This is a genomic window from Alcanivorax sp., assembly GCF_040118815.1.
GTDB lineage: Bacteria > Pseudomonadota > Gammaproteobacteria > Pseudomonadales > Alcanivoracaceae > Alcanivorax.
In genome coordinates this window covers 117,115-132,305 of record NZ_JBEDTC010000011.1, presented here as the reverse complement: position 1 = coordinate 132,305, position 15,191 = coordinate 117,115, and the positions used below count along the sequence as shown (strand labels likewise).

The following is a 15,191-nucleotide window of genomic DNA, read 5'->3' as shown; positions in this document are numbered from 1 at the left end:
GACGCTTGCACGCAACACGCAACACGGCTAAAGAGAGCAAGACATGAGTGTTACGACAAACATTGAAGGCCCGGTTGCCCGAATTACGCTGGATAACCCGGACAAGCGTAATGCCTTCGATGACATCATTATCGCCTCGCTGACCGAGGCGTTTAAAAAAGTTGGCCGCGATGGCAGCGTGCGTGTTGTGGTGTTGCAGGCTGCCGGCAAGCATTTCTCTGCCGGGGCGGACCTCAACTGGATGCGTGCCATGGGCAAGCTGGACGCAGAACAAAACCAGCAGGACGCCCTGCGCCTTGCCGCCCTGATGCAGACCATCGATCAATGCGCCAAGCCGGTTATCGCCCGCGTCCAGGGTGCAGCCTTCGGTGGCGCCCTGGGTTTGATCTGTGCAGCGGACATGGCGGTGGCTGCAGACAATGCGCGCTTCTGTCTTAGTGAAGTGAAGCTGGGCATTGTGCCCGCAGTGATCAGCCCCTATGTGGTTCGCGCCATGGGCGAGCGCCAGGCCAACCGCTATTTCATGACAGCAGAAGTGATTGCCGCCGAGCGCGCTCAACAGATTGGCATTGTTCACGAGGTGGTCAGCGAAGACGCATTGGATAGCGCCGTTGATGGATTGATTAACGTGCTGCTTGCTGGTGGCCCCCAGGCCCAGGTGGAAACCCGGGCACTGATTGCCCGTGTCAGTGACGGCCCCATCGACGACGCCATGCTCAACGACACCGCCGCCCTCATCGCCCGACTACGCACCGGCGAAGAAGGTCAGGAAGGGCTCAGTGCCTTTCTGGAAAAACGAAACCCCAATTGGGTCTGACCCACTATTCGCAGGAGCGACGCTAGCAGCGCGATAACCCACGCTGGAATCGCGCCGCCAGCGTCGCTCCTACGGCAGGACAAAGGCATCACCATGGCAAAGATAAAAAAACTCCTGATCGCTAACCGAGGCGAAATTGCTCGTCGCATCATGCGCACTTGCCGCCAGCAAGGTATAGCCACCGTGGCGGTCTATTCTGAACCGGACGCGACCCTTCCCCACGTCATGGAAGCCGATCAGGCCGTTTGCCTGGGCCCGGCAGCCGCACGGGAAAGTTATCTGGTTATCGACAAGGTCATCGCCGCCGCCCGAGCTACCGGGGCCGACGCCATTCACCCCGGCTACGGTTTTCTGTCTGAAAACACCGCTTTTGCCGCCGCCTGTGATCAGGCCGGCATCGTCTTTGTGGGCCCCAATGCCCGCGCCATCGACGTCATGGGAGACAAGGCTGCCGCCCGCCAATTAATGGCTGAAAGCGGCGTCCCGGTTCTGCCAGGCTTCGACAAGGAAGGCGCCAGTGACAGCGAGTTAATCGCAGCCGCCACCGAGGTCGGTTTCCCACTACTGATCAAGGCCGTGGCCGGCGGCGGCGGCAAGGGCATGCGGGTGGTGAACAGTGCCGGCGAATTTGATGAAGCCCTGGCCGCCGCGCGGCGCGAAGCAAGCAACGCCTTTGGCGACGACCGAGTACTACTGGAGCGCTACCTGGCTACCGCCCGCCACGTGGAAGTGCAGGTGTTTGCTGATAACCACGGCAACGCTGTTCACCTGTTCGAACGGGACTGTTCCGTGCAGCGTCGCCACCAGAAAATTATCGAAGAAGCGCCGGCACCGGGTCTTGACGACGCCACCCGCCATGCCTTCGGGGAGGCCGCGGTACAAGCCGCAAAAGCCATCGATTACCGTGGCGCGGGAACGGTCGAATTTCTCTACGGCGATGACAGCCAATTCTACTTCATGGAAATGAACACCCGCCTGCAGGTGGAACACCCGGTCACCGAAATGATCACCGGCGAAGACCTGGTGGCCTGGCAGCTGGCCGTGGCCGCCGGCGAACCGCTACCAAAACAGCAGGATCAGATTCAGCGCCACGGCGCCGCCATGGAAGTGCGCCTGTATGCGGAAAACCCGGAACAAGGGTTTCTGCCCTCCTCCGGCCTCCTGAGCCATCTTCGCTGGCCCCATCCCCTGAGCCGTGTGGATGCCGGCTACGAACAGGGTGACCGGGTAGACGAACACTACGATCCGATGATCGCCAAACTGATCTGTCACGGCGCGGACCGCAACGCCGCAAGGCAACAACTGGTTCAGGCATTGGACGCCCTGGAGCTGGAAGGCATCCACCACAACGCCGCCTTCCTGCGCCGGGTGCTCAACGACAATGCCTTCGCCGAAGCCGACCTGGATACTCGCCTGCTGGAGCACCGTCCGCACTTGATGGAAGCCACCGCCGAGGATTCCGGCTTGTTGGCGCTGGCCGCTGCGCGCTTGCACGCTGCCAAGGCCTGCGGAGACAGCCCCTGGCAATCGCTCAATGGCTGGCGACCGCTCAATCAACGCCTGCGCCAAACCCGGGTGGAAGCAAACGGCGAACAACTCACCGTGCGCGATGACGGCCAGCAAACCACCATTGGCGACCGCCGTGCCGCAGTCAGTTTTGCCGTGGACCCCACCGCACAAAGCTTGAGCCTACACTGGGGCACGGACAGCCTGACGGCCCGTTTCGCCTGGCAAAACACGCGCACCGTGGTGCTGTTTGTGGGCGGCCAGGCGTACCCGGTCACTCTGAATCCCAGCCGTGATACCGCCCAACATGCAGACGCCGGCGGCTTCAGCGCGCCCATGAGCGGCACCATTGTTGCCTTGCACGCCGCCACCGGCGATACGGTTGAAGCCGGTGATGCGGTGATTACACTGGAAGCCATGAAGATGGAACACACCCTGCGCGCCACCGTGCCCGGCACAGTGAATGGCTTTGCCGTCGCCGTTGGCGACAGTGTCAGCGAAGGCACAGTTTTGGTGGAGTTCACCGCCACTGACAGCACAGGAGAGACAGAATGAGCGCCCCTCTCTGGCAACCCGGTAGCGACAGCCAACACACACAGCTGGCCGCTTTCTGGCAGCAGGCACGCACCAACAGTGGCCTGCCCTTAACGGATTATCAGGCCTTGCATCGCTGGTCCGTGGAGCAGCCCGATGCCTTCTGGCAACAGGTCTGGGACCACTGCGATGTGGTCGGTCGCCCCGGTGACACCGTGCTGACACCCGGTGAAACATTCCAAAGCACTCGCTGGTTTGCTGGCGGCGAACTCAATTACGCGGAAAACCTGCTCAAACGTAACGACACCCACACCGCCATCATAAGCGTGCTGGAAGATGGTAGCCGCAGCACCATCAGCTATGCGCAACTGCGGGTGGCAGCAGGCAAAGTAGCCGCCCAACTACAGGCCGCCGGCATCCAGCCCGGTGATCGGGTGGCGGGCTATATGCCCAACCGCACCGAAACCTTGATTGCCGCCCTGGGCGCCGCCTGGATCGGCGCAGTCTGGTCCTCCTGCTCACCGGATTTTGGCGTCTCTGGGGTGCTGGATCGGTTCGGCCAGATCGAACCCAGGGTGCTGCTGACCTGCGATGGTTACCATTACAACGGCAAATGGGTTGATCTGGGCGAGCGTATCGATGCGCTCCATGACGCCCTGAAACCCGAGTTGCTGATTGTGGTCCCCGGGCGCGGAGACAGCAGCACGGTTCCCAAAGCCCTGATCTGGGGAGCCTGGTTGGACGCCGCTGGCCCGCCCCCCGCGTTTGTGCGTCTGCCCTTCAACCACCCACTCTTTATTCTCTATTCCTCCGGCACCACCGGGCAGCCCAAATGCATTGTTCATGGTGCCGGCGGCACCCTGCTCCAGCAGACCAAAGAGCTGCACCTGCACGGCGATGTGCGTGACACCGACACGCTGTTCTACTTCACCACCTGCGGCTGGATGATGTGGAACTGGCTGATCTGCGGGCTGCATACCGGCGCCACGCTGGTGCTGTACGACGGCAACCCGGCCTATCCGGATACCGGCAGGTTGTTTGACCTGATCGACGCAGAAGGCATTACCCATTTCGGCACCAGCGCCAAGTTTGTTCAGGCGGTGGAGAAATCCGGACTGTGTCCCAAAGACAGCCACGATCTCTCCACACTGCGCACCCTATTCTCCACCGGTTCGCCGTTGCTCCACGAAAGCTACGACTACCTTTACCAGCAGGTAAAATCGTCACTTTTGGTGAGCTCCATTTCCGGCGGCACCGACATCATTTCCTGCTTTGCACTGGGTAACCCGATGCTGCCGGTGTATCGCGGCGAGCTGCAATGCCCGGGCCTGGGAATGGATGTGGCGGTGTTCGACGATAACGGCCAACCGTTAGCCGACAGCAAAGGCGAACTGGTCTGCCGGACGCCCTTCCCTTCGTGCCCGGTCAGCTTCTGGAATGACCCGGACGGCCAGCGTTTTCACGCTGCCTACTTTGCCCGCTTCGAGGGCATCTGGGCCCATGGCGATTACGCCCAGATGGCACCCCATGAGGGCCATCAAGGGCTGATTATTCATGGCCGTTCCGATGCAGTTCTCAACCCCGGCGGAGTGCGTATCGGCACTGCGGAAATCTATCGTCAGGTGGAAACCCTGTCAGAAATCCGTGAAGCCATTGTGGTGGGCCAGCAATTCGACGGTGATGTTCGGGTAATATTATTTGTGGTTCCCGCAGACGGCGGGGAGCTCGATGACACGCTGCAAACCCGAATTCGCAAAGCCATTCGCCAGGGCGCCACGCCACGGCACGTGCCCGCCGTTATTCTGTCGGTTCCGGAAATTCCCCGTACCGTTAGTGGCAAAATTGTGGAGCTGGCGGTGCGCGAAGTGATTCATGGACGCCCGGTCACCAACCGCAACGCCCTGGCTAACCCGGACGCCCTGGCCCACTTCGCCAATCGCATTGAGCTTGAAGACTGACCGTCCGGTCGCCGGGTCATTGACGGCCCGGCGCAAAGGCGCATCATGGGCGCTGTATCGACAGCCATGACAGACCATAATGATAAAAAATACCGTCGTCCGCGCACTGGCTACCGCCTTACTGCTTTGCGCCTCCCCAGCTCTCTGGGCACAGATCATTACGCTCACCGGTGCCGACTTCAAACCATTAATCGGCAAACAAACCGGTCTGTACTCCTTCTTTGCCATGCAGGATGGCCGCCTTTCACCGGTTCCCCATCAGTGGGTTCAGTGGTCAAAAGAGGGGTACCCCTACTTTGAGGAAGACGACAGCACCCATCTGATTGGTGACCCGCGCCGCATCGATAGTGAAGACCGTTTACTGCTGCGCTTCGAAGATGGCGGCCCGGCGCTCAGCGGTAACGTTTCAGAACAAGTCGCCGCCGACCTGGTGGTCTCCCATAACGACAAAGAGCATCATTTCTACCTGGTCAAAAACGCCTACCTGCAAAGCACCGAACGTTATGTGCAGTTCGATCCCGACAGCATGACGATCAAGAGCACTGACTTTGCCCTGAGCATGGCAGACCAAAACCTGTTTAAGTGGAACGACTTTTATTTCCGCGGTTTCGAAGGGGAAAACGGTCAGCGCCAGAGTATTCTTGATACGCTAAAATTACGCCTCAGCGCCGGTGTATTCGGCGAAAACAACCGCGTTACTTTGAACAACAACAACCTGGACCCGACAGTAAAACAGATCATTAGCGGCCCACTGGCCGCCATGGTCTATGCCACCACCTCCGTCAAGGTGGCACGGGTGCCTGTGCTGCGCATTCACAACTACTTCCTGGTGATGCCTCAGCAAGTCGACATCCATAGCCGCTTCACCCTGCCCGGTATCGCCGACACCGTGCTGGAACGCCCTGCTCTGGATATTTCCCTGGATGGCAACGATCTGTACGACAGCAAACTGGTGACCAGCTGGACGGGCAGCCACGTGGGCATCACCGATGGGCTGCTCTCGGAATCGGAAAAAGCCATGCTCGCCATGCCACTGAAAGGGAATAACTGGATCTGGTTTGGTACCGGCCGGGGCTTCGACATGCTCGCCCAGCTGGCTTTCGTAAAGGGCTTTGATACCCCCGCCCGACTGCTGTACCAGGACGATGCCAGCCAGGTGAACGAGCCGGAACGGTTTGCCGGGCAATTACCCAATGTGGGATTTTCGTTGACCGATATTCCGTTTGGTAAGGAATTTTATTTCATCACCCGAATGTATTATAGCCATGACAGCAATGGCCTGCCGCCGGGTGTCTATGCAAAAAATCTACTCTCGGAACCCAAAGCTAGATTGCTAATGAAGTAAATGAAAAAAGCCTCTGATCACAGAGGCTTTTTCTTTTAGTGATGGCTTAACCGATGGTAGACCTCGTCCTTCAGCCTTATTCGATCCTGTTTTAACCGTTCCATCTCAGGATCCGAAATCGGGCTCTCGCGCATCTCCAGCCCCCGTATCTGTTTGTCCAGTTTGTCGTGCTCCAGAATGAGTGCCTTGAACGTGGGATCTGCGTTAGCAAGCTCGTCTATCTTCTGGTGAAAATCGGGAAATTCGTGATGAATGCTGTGATTTTCGCCCAACATGAAAGTCGCTCCTTTAACGGAAATGGCAGGCCAGCCAATACAGCCGACCCTGTATTATGCGACAAGCAGAAACGGCTCACCGTTCCCCTTAAGACTCAAATCACCACATTTTCTGATTAGATTCAATCGTCCGTGGTCGTAAGATAAAAGTGAGCATGACGGCACGGTCATGCCGGACTCTGCGCTACGTAGTCCCCCTGCAGCCTTGCCCTGCAGTGTTTGGTGGTAGTCGGTAAACCCTATCCATCTGCAGAACGGAGGCGTGCACATGGCATTACCGAAATTAATCACCCGAGATCACCTGGAACACGGTCTGTTACGCACCAACGACCGCTGCCATCACCCTGATGCCGGTCTGTTCGGCCCCGGCTCTGTGTGCTGGCAGCTAATGCGCGAAAACCTCATGTGCCTGGCTCAGGGCCGCGTATTGTTGCTGGCACTGGCAGACAGCCGCACAGCACAACTGGCCACCTCAAAGAACGACATGGTTCAGCGCCTGCAACACACTCAGGTATTCATGCTGAAGCTGGTTTTCGGCAATCTGGACCAGGCACTACTGACTCTGAAAAGTACCCTTACCCGCCGCAAAACCCTGTTTGATGTGGAAGACAGCGACACCCTGCTGTACATGCTTAGCGCCTGGATGGATTCGTGCCTGCGGGTTTATCAAAGCGTGATTGAACCGCTCTCCACCGCACATCAGGAACGCTTGTTCGAAGAAACCATGGTGATGGCCGAGGCACTGGGCATACCGCCACAGCGGTTGCCCGCACACTGGCACGCCCACCAGCGTTGGTGGAATAAGCGGCTGGCCCGCAACGGCGATATTCCCCGCCACCGTCGGCAACTGGGTCACACCCTGATTCGCGAACAGGGTTATCCCGGCCGGCTCCCCTACGGGAGCTACCTGGGCTTGGCGTCTTTCCAGATTCCGGAGCACTTGCGCGAACAGTTTCGGCTGCCACAGACCGGGCTGGATGCCCACCGCCGCTACCAGAAACAGATTCACCGGTTGATGGACCTGACCTGCCGACTGCCCGAACGGTTGCGCTACCAGCCGGCCTACCATGAAGCCCAGCAACGACTTAGTGGCCGCGCCCGGGCAGATCTGCCTACTCGCTTGCTGAATCGCTGGTGGTCCGGGGAGTCCGATCTGGTCAGCAGTGGCTGGTCGATTCCGAAAATCGATCGTTTGCAAACCGTGGGGTAGTAGTCGAGCGAGAGACGCCGGGCATGATTCCCGGCGTCTTCTTTCGGTTTATTTAAACCCGCGATGGTCCTTGATCATCTCGTAGGCTTTACTGATTTCCGCGGTTTTTTCCGTTGCCACGCGAATCATTTCCTCCGGCACGCCTTTGGCGGCCAGTTTGTCCGGGTGGTGTTGGCTCATCAGCTTGCGATAGGTTTTCTTCACTTCCTGATTGCTGGCGCTATCGGTGATACCCAGCACCTGATACGCCTGCGACAGTGACGGCCGTGACGGCCCGGCAGCCTGCTGCCCACCTTGATAGGAGTAGCCACCACGGGCACCGGAGAATTGCGCCTGGGCCAGCAGCATATTGAGAATCTGCTGGAACTGGGCACGCGGCACGCCCAGCCCTTCTGCCACTCGCACCAGGATCGCTTCTTCGGCCGGGTCCAGTTCGCCGTCGGCCAGCGCGGTTTGCAGCAGAATTTCCAGCAATACCAAAATCAGCTGTTTGCGGTGCTTCACCGTTGCCGCAAACGTGGCCACCGCGTCATCCAGCGGGAAATCACCCTGCTTGCCCTGATTAAACAGCGCGACAGCCTGCTTGCGTTGCTCCTCGGAGAGCTGCATGCGGTCCATGACCGCCCTGGCCTGGGCAATTTCGTCCTCACTGACGCGGCCATCGGCCTTGGCCAAGTGCCCCATGATCGTAAACGCGGTATCGAATAGCGCCGACTGGACCTGCGATTGTTCGCCCGGTCCATAGGGCCGAAACGGATTAAAGGTCTGTACCCGTTCGGCGCCCTTGTCGAGCATGTGCCCAATCAGCACGCCGATACCCAGGCCAATGGGCCCACCCGCCAGCATGCCGAGCAGGCCAAGGATGATCTTTCCACCCCAATTGAATTGCATCACGGTTCCTGTTTGGTTGCGTTAAACCAGCCCAGGCTGGTTATCGTGTCGGCCTGTGGCCGGTACTCCGCACTCACCCAGCCCGCATAGTCCAGCGAGTCGATATGAGCAAACACGGTATCAAAATGAATTTCGCCGCTACCCGGCTCATGGCGCCCCGGATTATCAGCAAACTGAATATGTCCTATATGGGGACAAAGTTTCGAAAGGGAACGGCACAAATCCCCTTCCATGATCTGCATATGATAAAGATCGTACTGCAGGCGGATATTATCGCGACCTGCCGCTTCGATTACCGCCATGGCCATGGCCGAGGTATCGACCAGAAAACCGGGCATATCGACCCGGGAATTGATCGCTTCCAGGGTTAATGTCAGCCCCTTGGCGGCGAACAGATCCGCGGCAAAGCGCAGATTGTCCACCAACGTCTCGAACGACACATCTGACGGCAAGGCTTGCGGTTTCAGGCCAGCCAGACAATTTACCTGCCCGCAGCCCAGCGCCTCGGCATAGTCCATGGCGGTGAACACGCCTTCACGAAAGGCCTCCACCCTATCCGGCAAGCAGGCAATACCGCGCTCGCCAGCATCCCAGTCACCGGCCGGCAGATTGAATAGCACCTGGGTCAGCCCATTATCCGCCAGCAATGACGCCAATTGGTCAGCAGGCCAGTCATACGGGAACAGGTATTCCACCCCCTTAAAGCCGGCAGCCGCCGCCGCGGCAAAACGATCCGGAAATGGCATTTCGGTGAACAACATGGACAGGTTGGCGGCAAAACGTGGCATTACCCACTCTCCTCATCAGAAGTCGCGCCACCCGTGCCAGTGGGCAAGCGCACGCCGTTGAGCCTTTCCAGCTCCAGCAACAAACCACTGTGGTCCACATCACCATGGCCGCTGGCCAACAGCGCTTGATACTCCTCAAACACCCGTTGGCTCAGGGGCAAGGTCAGCCCTTCGGCCCGCGCCTCATCCAGAATCATGCGCAGATCCTTAAGCTGAATCCGCGCCGCAGCCCCGGGTTCAAAATCCCGCGACAGCATGCGCTCACCATGCTGCTCAAGAATTTTGCTGCCCGCAAAGCCGCCCAGCAAGGCTTCACGGACTTTTTCCGGGCGCGCACCGCCCTTGGCCGCCAGCAACAGGGCTTCTGAAACGGCACCGATGGTGATACCGACAATCGCCTGATTCGCCAGTTTGGCCAGCTGACCGCTGCCCACCGGGCCAATGTGCGTCGTCTTGCCCAGGGCCTGAAAAACCGGGGCTGCCCGGTCGAAATCCGCATCACCACCGCCCGCCATAATTGACAGCGTCCCAGCCTCCGCCCCGCGGGTGCCACCGGATACTGGCGCATCCAGATAACCACCGCCCAGCTTCGCTACCTGCTCGCCGTGACGGCGCGCGGTTGCCGGCTCAATAGAGCTCATGTCGATCACCAGCGTCCCCGGACGCAGCCCGGCAATGGTCTCCTGCTGGTACAACACCTGATCCACCACCGCGCCATCTTCCAGCATGGTGATCACCACATCGGCTTCGGCCACCGCTTGCGCAGGCGTTGTAGCAATCCGCGCCCGGCCAGCAAACGGCTGCGTCTTTTCAGGGCTACGATTCCAGAGGGTGAGGGAAAAACCGGCATCCAGCAGTCGCGCCACCATGGGCGCACCCATCAGGCCGATGCCGAGAAAGCTGATGTGAGGCATGACATTTCCTGAATGAACGGAACGAAAAGTCTACGCGATTCACACCGGTGACTGTAGGCATCAGCAGTCTCTGAAATCAAAAAAGCCGCCCGAAGGCGGCTCTTTCAATCCGGGACACGACACCCGGAGCAACTTGGTGCTCAGGCCGACTGGCCGCGACGTCCACGCAGCCAGAAAACCACGGCCAGGATAATCGCCACTGATTGTGCGACCACACCTTGCACGGTCGGGTAGAGACCCAGCCACTCGATGGTGGGCACGTTCAGATAGAATGCACTGATCAGCCCAGCTTCCTGCAGGGCGGCAATGCCGTTGCCAAGCAGAATCACCGACAGGATCAGCAAAACAATGCTGGTCACGCGGAAGAACAGACTCAGCGGTAAGCGCATGCCAATGCGGAAGAACAGGAAACATACCACCGCCAGCGCCAAAATGGCCGCACCCATACCGTAAAAAAGATAAGGCTGAGTCGTCGCCGTCACCTGGCTCAACAGTGCCTCATAGAACAAGATGGTCTCGAAAATTTCGCGGTACACGGAAATAAAGGACACGAACGCCAACACCCAAATGGTGCCACTGCCCAAGGCATTGTCCACCTTGCTCTTGATGTACCCCATCCACTTCTGGCTATTGCTGTTGCTATGCATCCAGAAGCCCACGTAAAACAGAATCAGCGCGGCCACGACACCGGCAAAGCCTTCGGTCATTTCCCGTGATGCCCCGCTGAAGGTAATCAGCGTGTTGGCCACGTACCAGGTCAGCACGCCGGCCACTAGCGCCGTAATCCAGCCGTAGTGAATATGACGAGTAGCTTTCGCGGCGTTCGCCTTGCGGGTAAACGTCAGCAATGCGGCCACCACCAGCAAGGCTTCCAAGCCTTCGCGGAACAGGATAAAGAAGCTGGCAGACAGGGTCGCGGCCGGACTCAGGCCATCACCGGACAAGGCGTCGCCGGCTTGCGCCAGGCCCTGTTGGGCTGCGGCCACCTTTTCTGTCACTTCGCTGGCATCACGGCCACGGTCGATGGCTTCGCGTACGGCCATGAAGCGCGCCTCGGCACTGCGCATCAGCTCGCTGTCCACTGCGGCCAGCTGCTGTTCAATCATTTCGAAACCGTCCAAATAAGCAGACAATGCTGCCGCTTTGGCGGCGCCTTTGTCGCCGGCCTGGTAGGCACTGTCAGCGTCGCTCAGCTTGTCATGGCTCAAGGCAATAAAACGGTTCTTATTGAAGAGCGCCCCCGGGGTGCGGCGCAAATACCCTAAGGCCGCATAGGCTTTTGGCCCCTGCTCCTTGAGCACATCTTCCGGCGCTTGGGCCACAAGGGTATCCAGCGTCAGTGCGCTTTTCATACCCGGTACAGTGGTGAAAACCTGTTCACCCTCTTGCGCCACATCGTCCTCAACCGCCTTGGCACCCACATAAAATGCCAGCGCCCAGCGGTCTTCTTCGCTCAGGGTATCGCCATAGGCGGCCATCCCCGTACCTTCCACCCCTTGGGTGATGGTGGTGTGCAGCCCCAGCAGTGAACGGCCGTTATAGCGCCCCACCTCGGTAAAGTCGGTGGGTGCTGGCTCCAGCGCCACGCCGGCAGGGCCATCGCCCTTGCCCTGCGCACCGTGGCAGGCCGCACAGTGGCTCTGATACAACGCCGCTGCATGTGCCTGATCCGGCGCCTGCTTGGGTGACACAGGAATGCCGTACACGCTCACCAAGGTCGCACGGATAGACTGCGCCAAAGCCTTGATCTCACTCTCGGCCGCTTTGCCGGCCACCGCTTGTTGCAGGTCACTGGCTTGGGTTTGCAACATCAGCTTGCCTTCAGCCTCAGGCAGTTCTGCCACCCCTTCGGCCAACAGCACGGAGAATTCTGACATTTCGGCATATTCTGCCGGGCTGACAATCTCACCATCCACCACGGCATTGATATAGTCCGCTCCCACATACTCGACCAGCTGGACAAGGGCGGTCTGATTGGCGGCATGGGCAGGCAGGGAAAAACAACAAAACGCGAGCAGGGCCCCGAGAAATGGTCGGGCCAGGAAAGTGCGCGGCATAAGAATGAACCTAGTTCAGAAGATTAAGGCGAGTCATTATCATTTATGTTCCCGCCTGCATCAAGGAAACCGCCACTCTTAATAAAGAAGGGGCTAATACAGCACGAGGGTACCAGTAATTTTCAGCCCACCGTAAACGCCAATACCTTGCTGATGTGTGCCTGTGGTCGACCGCTTTCCGCCTGCCAGGTATTAAAGGCCCCTTGAGCGGCTTTCTGGTCCCGCTGACTCGCCGGGGCCTTGTCGATAATGTTCTGCGCCTTCAGGGCGGCCACCACATCGCCAGTGGGATACCAGGTATCGCGACCCACCATGCGCAGGAATGCGGCGCCGGAATTGCCGCCCAGCTGCTTGCCCCGCTTCTTCAGCAACAGCCACATGCCCACGGTGTCGTCTGCCGGCCAGTCCGCCAGCCAATTCCCCACGCTGCCGTATTCTTCAGCTAGATCGAGCACCAGCTGGGCGTTATGGCGGATCGCCTTCATCTTGCCCCAGTGGCGAATCAAGCGGGTATCCTGCATGCGCTCATCGAGCATCGTGTCGGGCATCAGCACCAGCTTTTCCGGGTCGAACCCAAAAAAAGACTCCTCAAATGCCGGCCATTTGTTATCCACCAGGGAATGCTTCAAACCGGCGCGAAAAATTCGCCGGGTCAGCGCCGACATATAAAACGCATCGTCACGACCGCGCAGGGTCTGTGCATCGGCCACGGCGGGCAACTGTGACTGCACCGCCTTCAGCGAGCCTTTGCGGTTCACCGCCAGGGCCAGTAAATCCTTGAATGGGGTCACGCTCTACTCCGGTTTGCGCCTTTGTATGCAGGCGGCAGAAATACAGTGTCGGATATACAGTGAAAAGGACGCATTGTAGAATCACTTCCCTGCCCTCTACGAGTCGACCTGCGGGAACTTCATGACAAGCGATCAATACCACGTCAGCAAATCCGACAAACTCAAAGGCGTATGTTACGACATCCGCGGTCCCGTGCTCCGTGAAGCGCACCGGTTGGAAGACGAAGGCCACCGCGTCATCAAGCTCAATATCGGCAATCCGGCACCGTTCGGTTTCGAAGCACCGGAAGAGTTGCTCCAGGACGTGGTTGCCAATCTGGCGGATTCTACCGGTTATTGCCATTCCAAGGGCCTGTTCCCGGCCCGGAAGGCTGTAATGCAATACACCCAGACCAAGGGCATTGAAGGCGTCACCGTGGATGATGTGATCATCGGCAACGGGGTGTCCGAGCTGATTGTCATGGCCATGCAGGCACTACTCAACAGCGGCGACGAAGTACTGCTGCCCGCTCCAGACTACCCGCTGTGGACCGCCTCGGTACGCCTTTCCAGCGGCACCCCGGTCCATTATTTGTGCGATGAGCAGCAAGATTGGCAGCCGTCTCTGGAAGATATTCGCGCCAAGGTGAACAAGAACACCAAGGCACTGGTGATCATCAACCCGAACAACCCCACTGGTGCCAACTACGAGCCGGCCATGTTGCGCGAGCTGTTGCAGATCGCCCGCGAAAACAACCTGATCGTGTTCGCTGATGAAATCTACGACAAGATTCTCTACGACGGTGAAGAGCACACATCTATTGCCTCCATGGCTGACGATGTACTGTTCATCACCTTTAACGGCCTGTCCAAAAACTACCGCGCCGCCGGTTTCCGTGCCGGCTGGATGGTGATTTCCGGCGCCAAGCATCGTGCGCAAAGCTATATCGAAGGGCTGGATATGTTGGCCAGCATGCGCCTGTGCGCCAACGTACCCAGCCAGCATGCCATCCAGACTGCTCTGGGCGGCTACCAGAGCATCGGGGATCTGGTGCTGCCCACCGGACGCCTGGGGCGCCAACGAGACTTGGCCTGGGAAATGCTCGACTCGATTCCCGGCGTCAGCTGCGTGAAACCCAAATCAGCACTGTACCTGTTCCCCAAACTGGACCCGAAGGTGTTCCCGTTTGAAGACGATGAAGCCTTTGCACTGGACCTGCTCCGCGAAGAAAAAGTGCTGATCGTTCAGGGCACCGCTTTTAACTGGCCGGACCCGGATCACTTCCGCGTGGTGTTCCTGCCCCGCCCGGATGATCTGGAAGATTCCATCGGCCGGATTGCCCGCTACCTGGACCGGGCCCGCAAAAAATAAAAACTGCCCGCCGGAGCATCGCGGGCAATGCGATGTATTGAGTTAAAAGTTCCAAGTTGAAAGTTCAAAAGCGCGGCACGGGATCATCATTTTCATACCGTGCCTGCAATTCAAGTACTGTGAGCTCGGAGAGCCAAACCCTGAGCAAAAATCACAGCTTTTGCCTCGCGCTTCAACTTTAAACTTTACACTTTCAACTGTTTCTCATCGCACCGCCAGCCACGCGCCTGCCACATTAAAGAGCTGCCTATGTCCCACCTACATATCGATGATTTCACCCACGACGTGGCCCGCATTCTGATGCAGTGCTACATGAGCTTTCCGCGCCCGGGCGCTCTGTACGTGGAAGATATTATCGGCCCCACCGAGGTCGATGATGTGGGGCTGTACAGCACTCGCCACATGAGCTGTCTGGGCGCCATGCTGTGGTTGGCCGATGAAGGCTACCTGCGTTACCAGGCGACGATTTTTCAGGAAGGCCTCGAACAAGCGGTTTTAAGTAATCGCGCCTTTGTGCTGCTCACCGCGCTCAGCGATCTGCGTTTCGAAGAAACTGACCCACAGCTACCCGCCACCGTACAGCTGGAAAAGGCCACGCTTGCCGAGCAGATTATTCAGGCGATACGTGCCCAGGATTCCGTACACACCACCGCACTGGTGCGCTATTTCCTGTCACGCAGCCCACAGCCAGTGAACAAAGAAGAGTTCGCAACGATCGGTGCCCAGTAAACAGGGCCACGCCAAACCCTTCGTG

General features: G+C 58.7%; 13 protein-coding genes. 7 read left to right on the top strand and 6 right to left on the bottom strand.

Translation table 11 applies throughout. The annotated features are described in order from the left end of the window. The first annotated feature begins 43 nt into the window (after positions 1 to 43). The 4 genes from ABNH18_RS07955 to ABNH18_RS07940 all read left to right on the top strand — a co-directional run bounded on the left by ABNH18_RS07955 (position 44) and on the right by ABNH18_RS07940 (position 6,160). Entirely contained in the window at positions 44 to 817 is a 774-nt protein-coding gene (locus ABNH18_RS07955) for an enoyl-CoA hydratase/isomerase family protein (RefSeq protein ID WP_349382305.1), read from the top strand. 93 nt (positions 818 to 910) lie between these two features. After that, complete coding sequence (locus ABNH18_RS07950; protein WP_349382304.1) at positions 911 to 2,878, top strand: acetyl/propionyl/methylcrotonyl-CoA carboxylase subunit alpha; 1,968 nt, start codon at positions 911 to 913, stop codon at positions 2,876 to 2,878. Next, positions 2,875 to 4,815: an acetoacetate--CoA ligase gene (locus ABNH18_RS07945; protein WP_349382303.1), complete on the top strand. Its 1,941-nt coding sequence runs from the start codon at positions 2,875 to 2,877 to the stop codon at positions 4,813 to 4,815. Before ABNH18_RS07950 ends, ABNH18_RS07945 begins: the two co-directional genes overlap by 4 nt. Before the next feature lie 79 nt (positions 4,816 to 4,894). Beyond that, a complete protein-coding gene (locus ABNH18_RS07940; protein WP_349382302.1) occupies positions 4,895 to 6,160 on the top strand; it encodes a hypothetical protein in 1,266 nt (421 codons plus the stop codon). 35 nt (positions 6,161 to 6,195) lie between these two features. Here ABNH18_RS07940 and ABNH18_RS07935 read toward each other — a convergent pair whose 3' ends face one another. Continuing rightward, entirely contained in the window at positions 6,196 to 6,435 is a 240-nt protein-coding gene (locus ABNH18_RS07935) for an HP1242/YdcH family protein (protein ID WP_007149535.1), read from the bottom strand. Positions 6,436 to 6,703: 268 nt separating this feature from the next. Here ABNH18_RS07935 and ABNH18_RS07930 point away from each other — a divergent pair, with 268 nt between their 5' ends. Further along, positions 6,704 to 7,645: an oxygenase MpaB family protein gene (locus ABNH18_RS07930; protein WP_349382301.1), complete on the top strand. Its 942-nt coding sequence runs from the start codon at positions 6,704 to 6,706 to the stop codon at positions 7,643 to 7,645. A gap of 48 nt (positions 7,646 to 7,693) precedes the next feature. On the opposite strand, the gene djlA is transcribed toward ABNH18_RS07930, so the two are convergent. The 5 genes from djlA to ABNH18_RS07905 form a co-directional block, all read right to left on the bottom strand. Then, positions 7,694 to 8,536, bottom strand: a complete 843-nt coding sequence (djlA, locus tag ABNH18_RS07925) for a co-chaperone DjlA (protein WP_349382300.1) — start codon at positions 8,534 to 8,536, stop codon at positions 7,694 to 7,696. Then, entirely contained in the window at positions 8,536 to 9,324 is a 789-nt protein-coding gene (gene hyi, locus ABNH18_RS07920; RefSeq protein WP_349382299.1) for a hydroxypyruvate isomerase, read from the bottom strand. Before hyi ends, djlA begins: the two co-directional genes overlap by 1 nt. Further along, a complete protein-coding gene (locus ABNH18_RS07915) occupies positions 9,324 to 10,238 on the bottom strand; it encodes an NAD(P)-dependent oxidoreductase (protein WP_349382298.1) in 915 nt (304 codons plus the stop codon). The genes hyi and ABNH18_RS07915 overlap by 1 nt, the downstream gene beginning before the upstream one ends. Positions 10,239 to 10,378: 140 nt before the next feature. Beyond that, the gene (locus ABNH18_RS07910) at positions 10,379 to 12,295 is read right to left on the bottom strand and encodes an FTR1 family protein (protein ID WP_349382297.1); all 1,917 of its coding nucleotides are present in this window, start codon (positions 12,293 to 12,295) and stop codon (positions 10,379 to 10,381) included. 122 nt (positions 12,296 to 12,417) lie between these two features. Then, complete coding sequence (locus ABNH18_RS07905) at positions 12,418 to 13,086, bottom strand: DNA-3-methyladenine glycosylase I (RefSeq protein ID WP_349382296.1); 669 nt, start codon at positions 13,084 to 13,086, stop codon at positions 12,418 to 12,420. A gap of 121 nt (positions 13,087 to 13,207) precedes the next feature. On the opposite strand from ABNH18_RS07905, the gene ABNH18_RS07900 reads away from it, so the two are divergent. Further along, the gene (locus ABNH18_RS07900) at positions 13,208 to 14,437 is read left to right on the top strand and encodes a pyridoxal phosphate-dependent aminotransferase (RefSeq protein WP_349382295.1); all 1,230 of its coding nucleotides are present in this window, start codon (positions 13,208 to 13,210) and stop codon (positions 14,435 to 14,437) included. A 249-nt stretch (positions 14,438 to 14,686) separates the two neighbouring features. Next, positions 14,687 to 15,166, top strand: coding sequence for a hypothetical protein (locus ABNH18_RS07895; protein ID WP_349382294.1), 480 nt, complete (start codon positions 14,687 to 14,689; stop codon positions 15,164 to 15,166). Positions 15,167 to 15,191 lie beyond the last annotated feature (25 nt).

Coding starts and splice junctions, on each gene's coding strand:
- ABNH18_RS07955 (WP_349382305.1), top strand. CDS start 44: ATGAGTGTTACGACAAACATTGAAGGCCCGGTTGCCCGAATTACGCTG.
- ABNH18_RS07950 (WP_349382304.1), top strand. CDS start 911: ATGGCAAAGATAAAAAAACTCCTGATCGCTAACCGAGGCGAAATTGCT.
- ABNH18_RS07945 (WP_349382303.1), top strand. CDS start 2,875: ATGAGCGCCCCTCTCTGGCAACCCGGTAGCGACAGCCAACACACACAG.
- ABNH18_RS07940 (WP_349382302.1), top strand. CDS start 4,895: ATGATAAAAAATACCGTCGTCCGCGCACTGGCTACCGCCTTACTGCTT.
- ABNH18_RS07935 (WP_007149535.1), bottom strand. CDS start 6,435: ATGTTGGGCGAAAATCACAGCATTCATCACGAATTTCCCGATTTTCAC.
- ABNH18_RS07930 (WP_349382301.1), top strand. CDS start 6,704: ATGGCATTACCGAAATTAATCACCCGAGATCACCTGGAACACGGTCTG.
- djlA (WP_349382300.1), bottom strand. CDS start 8,536: ATGCAATTCAATTGGGGTGGAAAGATCATCCTTGGCCTGCTCGGCATG.
- hyi (WP_349382299.1), bottom strand. CDS start 9,324: ATGCCACGTTTTGCCGCCAACCTGTCCATGTTGTTCACCGAAATGCCA.
- ABNH18_RS07915 (WP_349382298.1), bottom strand. CDS start 10,238: ATGCCTCACATCAGCTTTCTCGGCATCGGCCTGATGGGTGCGCCCATG.
- ABNH18_RS07910 (WP_349382297.1), bottom strand. CDS start 12,295: ATGCCGCGCACTTTCCTGGCCCGACCATTTCTCGGGGCCCTGCTCGCG.
- ABNH18_RS07900 (WP_349382295.1), top strand. CDS start 13,208: ATGACAAGCGATCAATACCACGTCAGCAAATCCGACAAACTCAAAGGC.
- ABNH18_RS07895 (WP_349382294.1), top strand. CDS start 14,687: ATGTCCCACCTACATATCGATGATTTCACCCACGACGTGGCCCGCATT.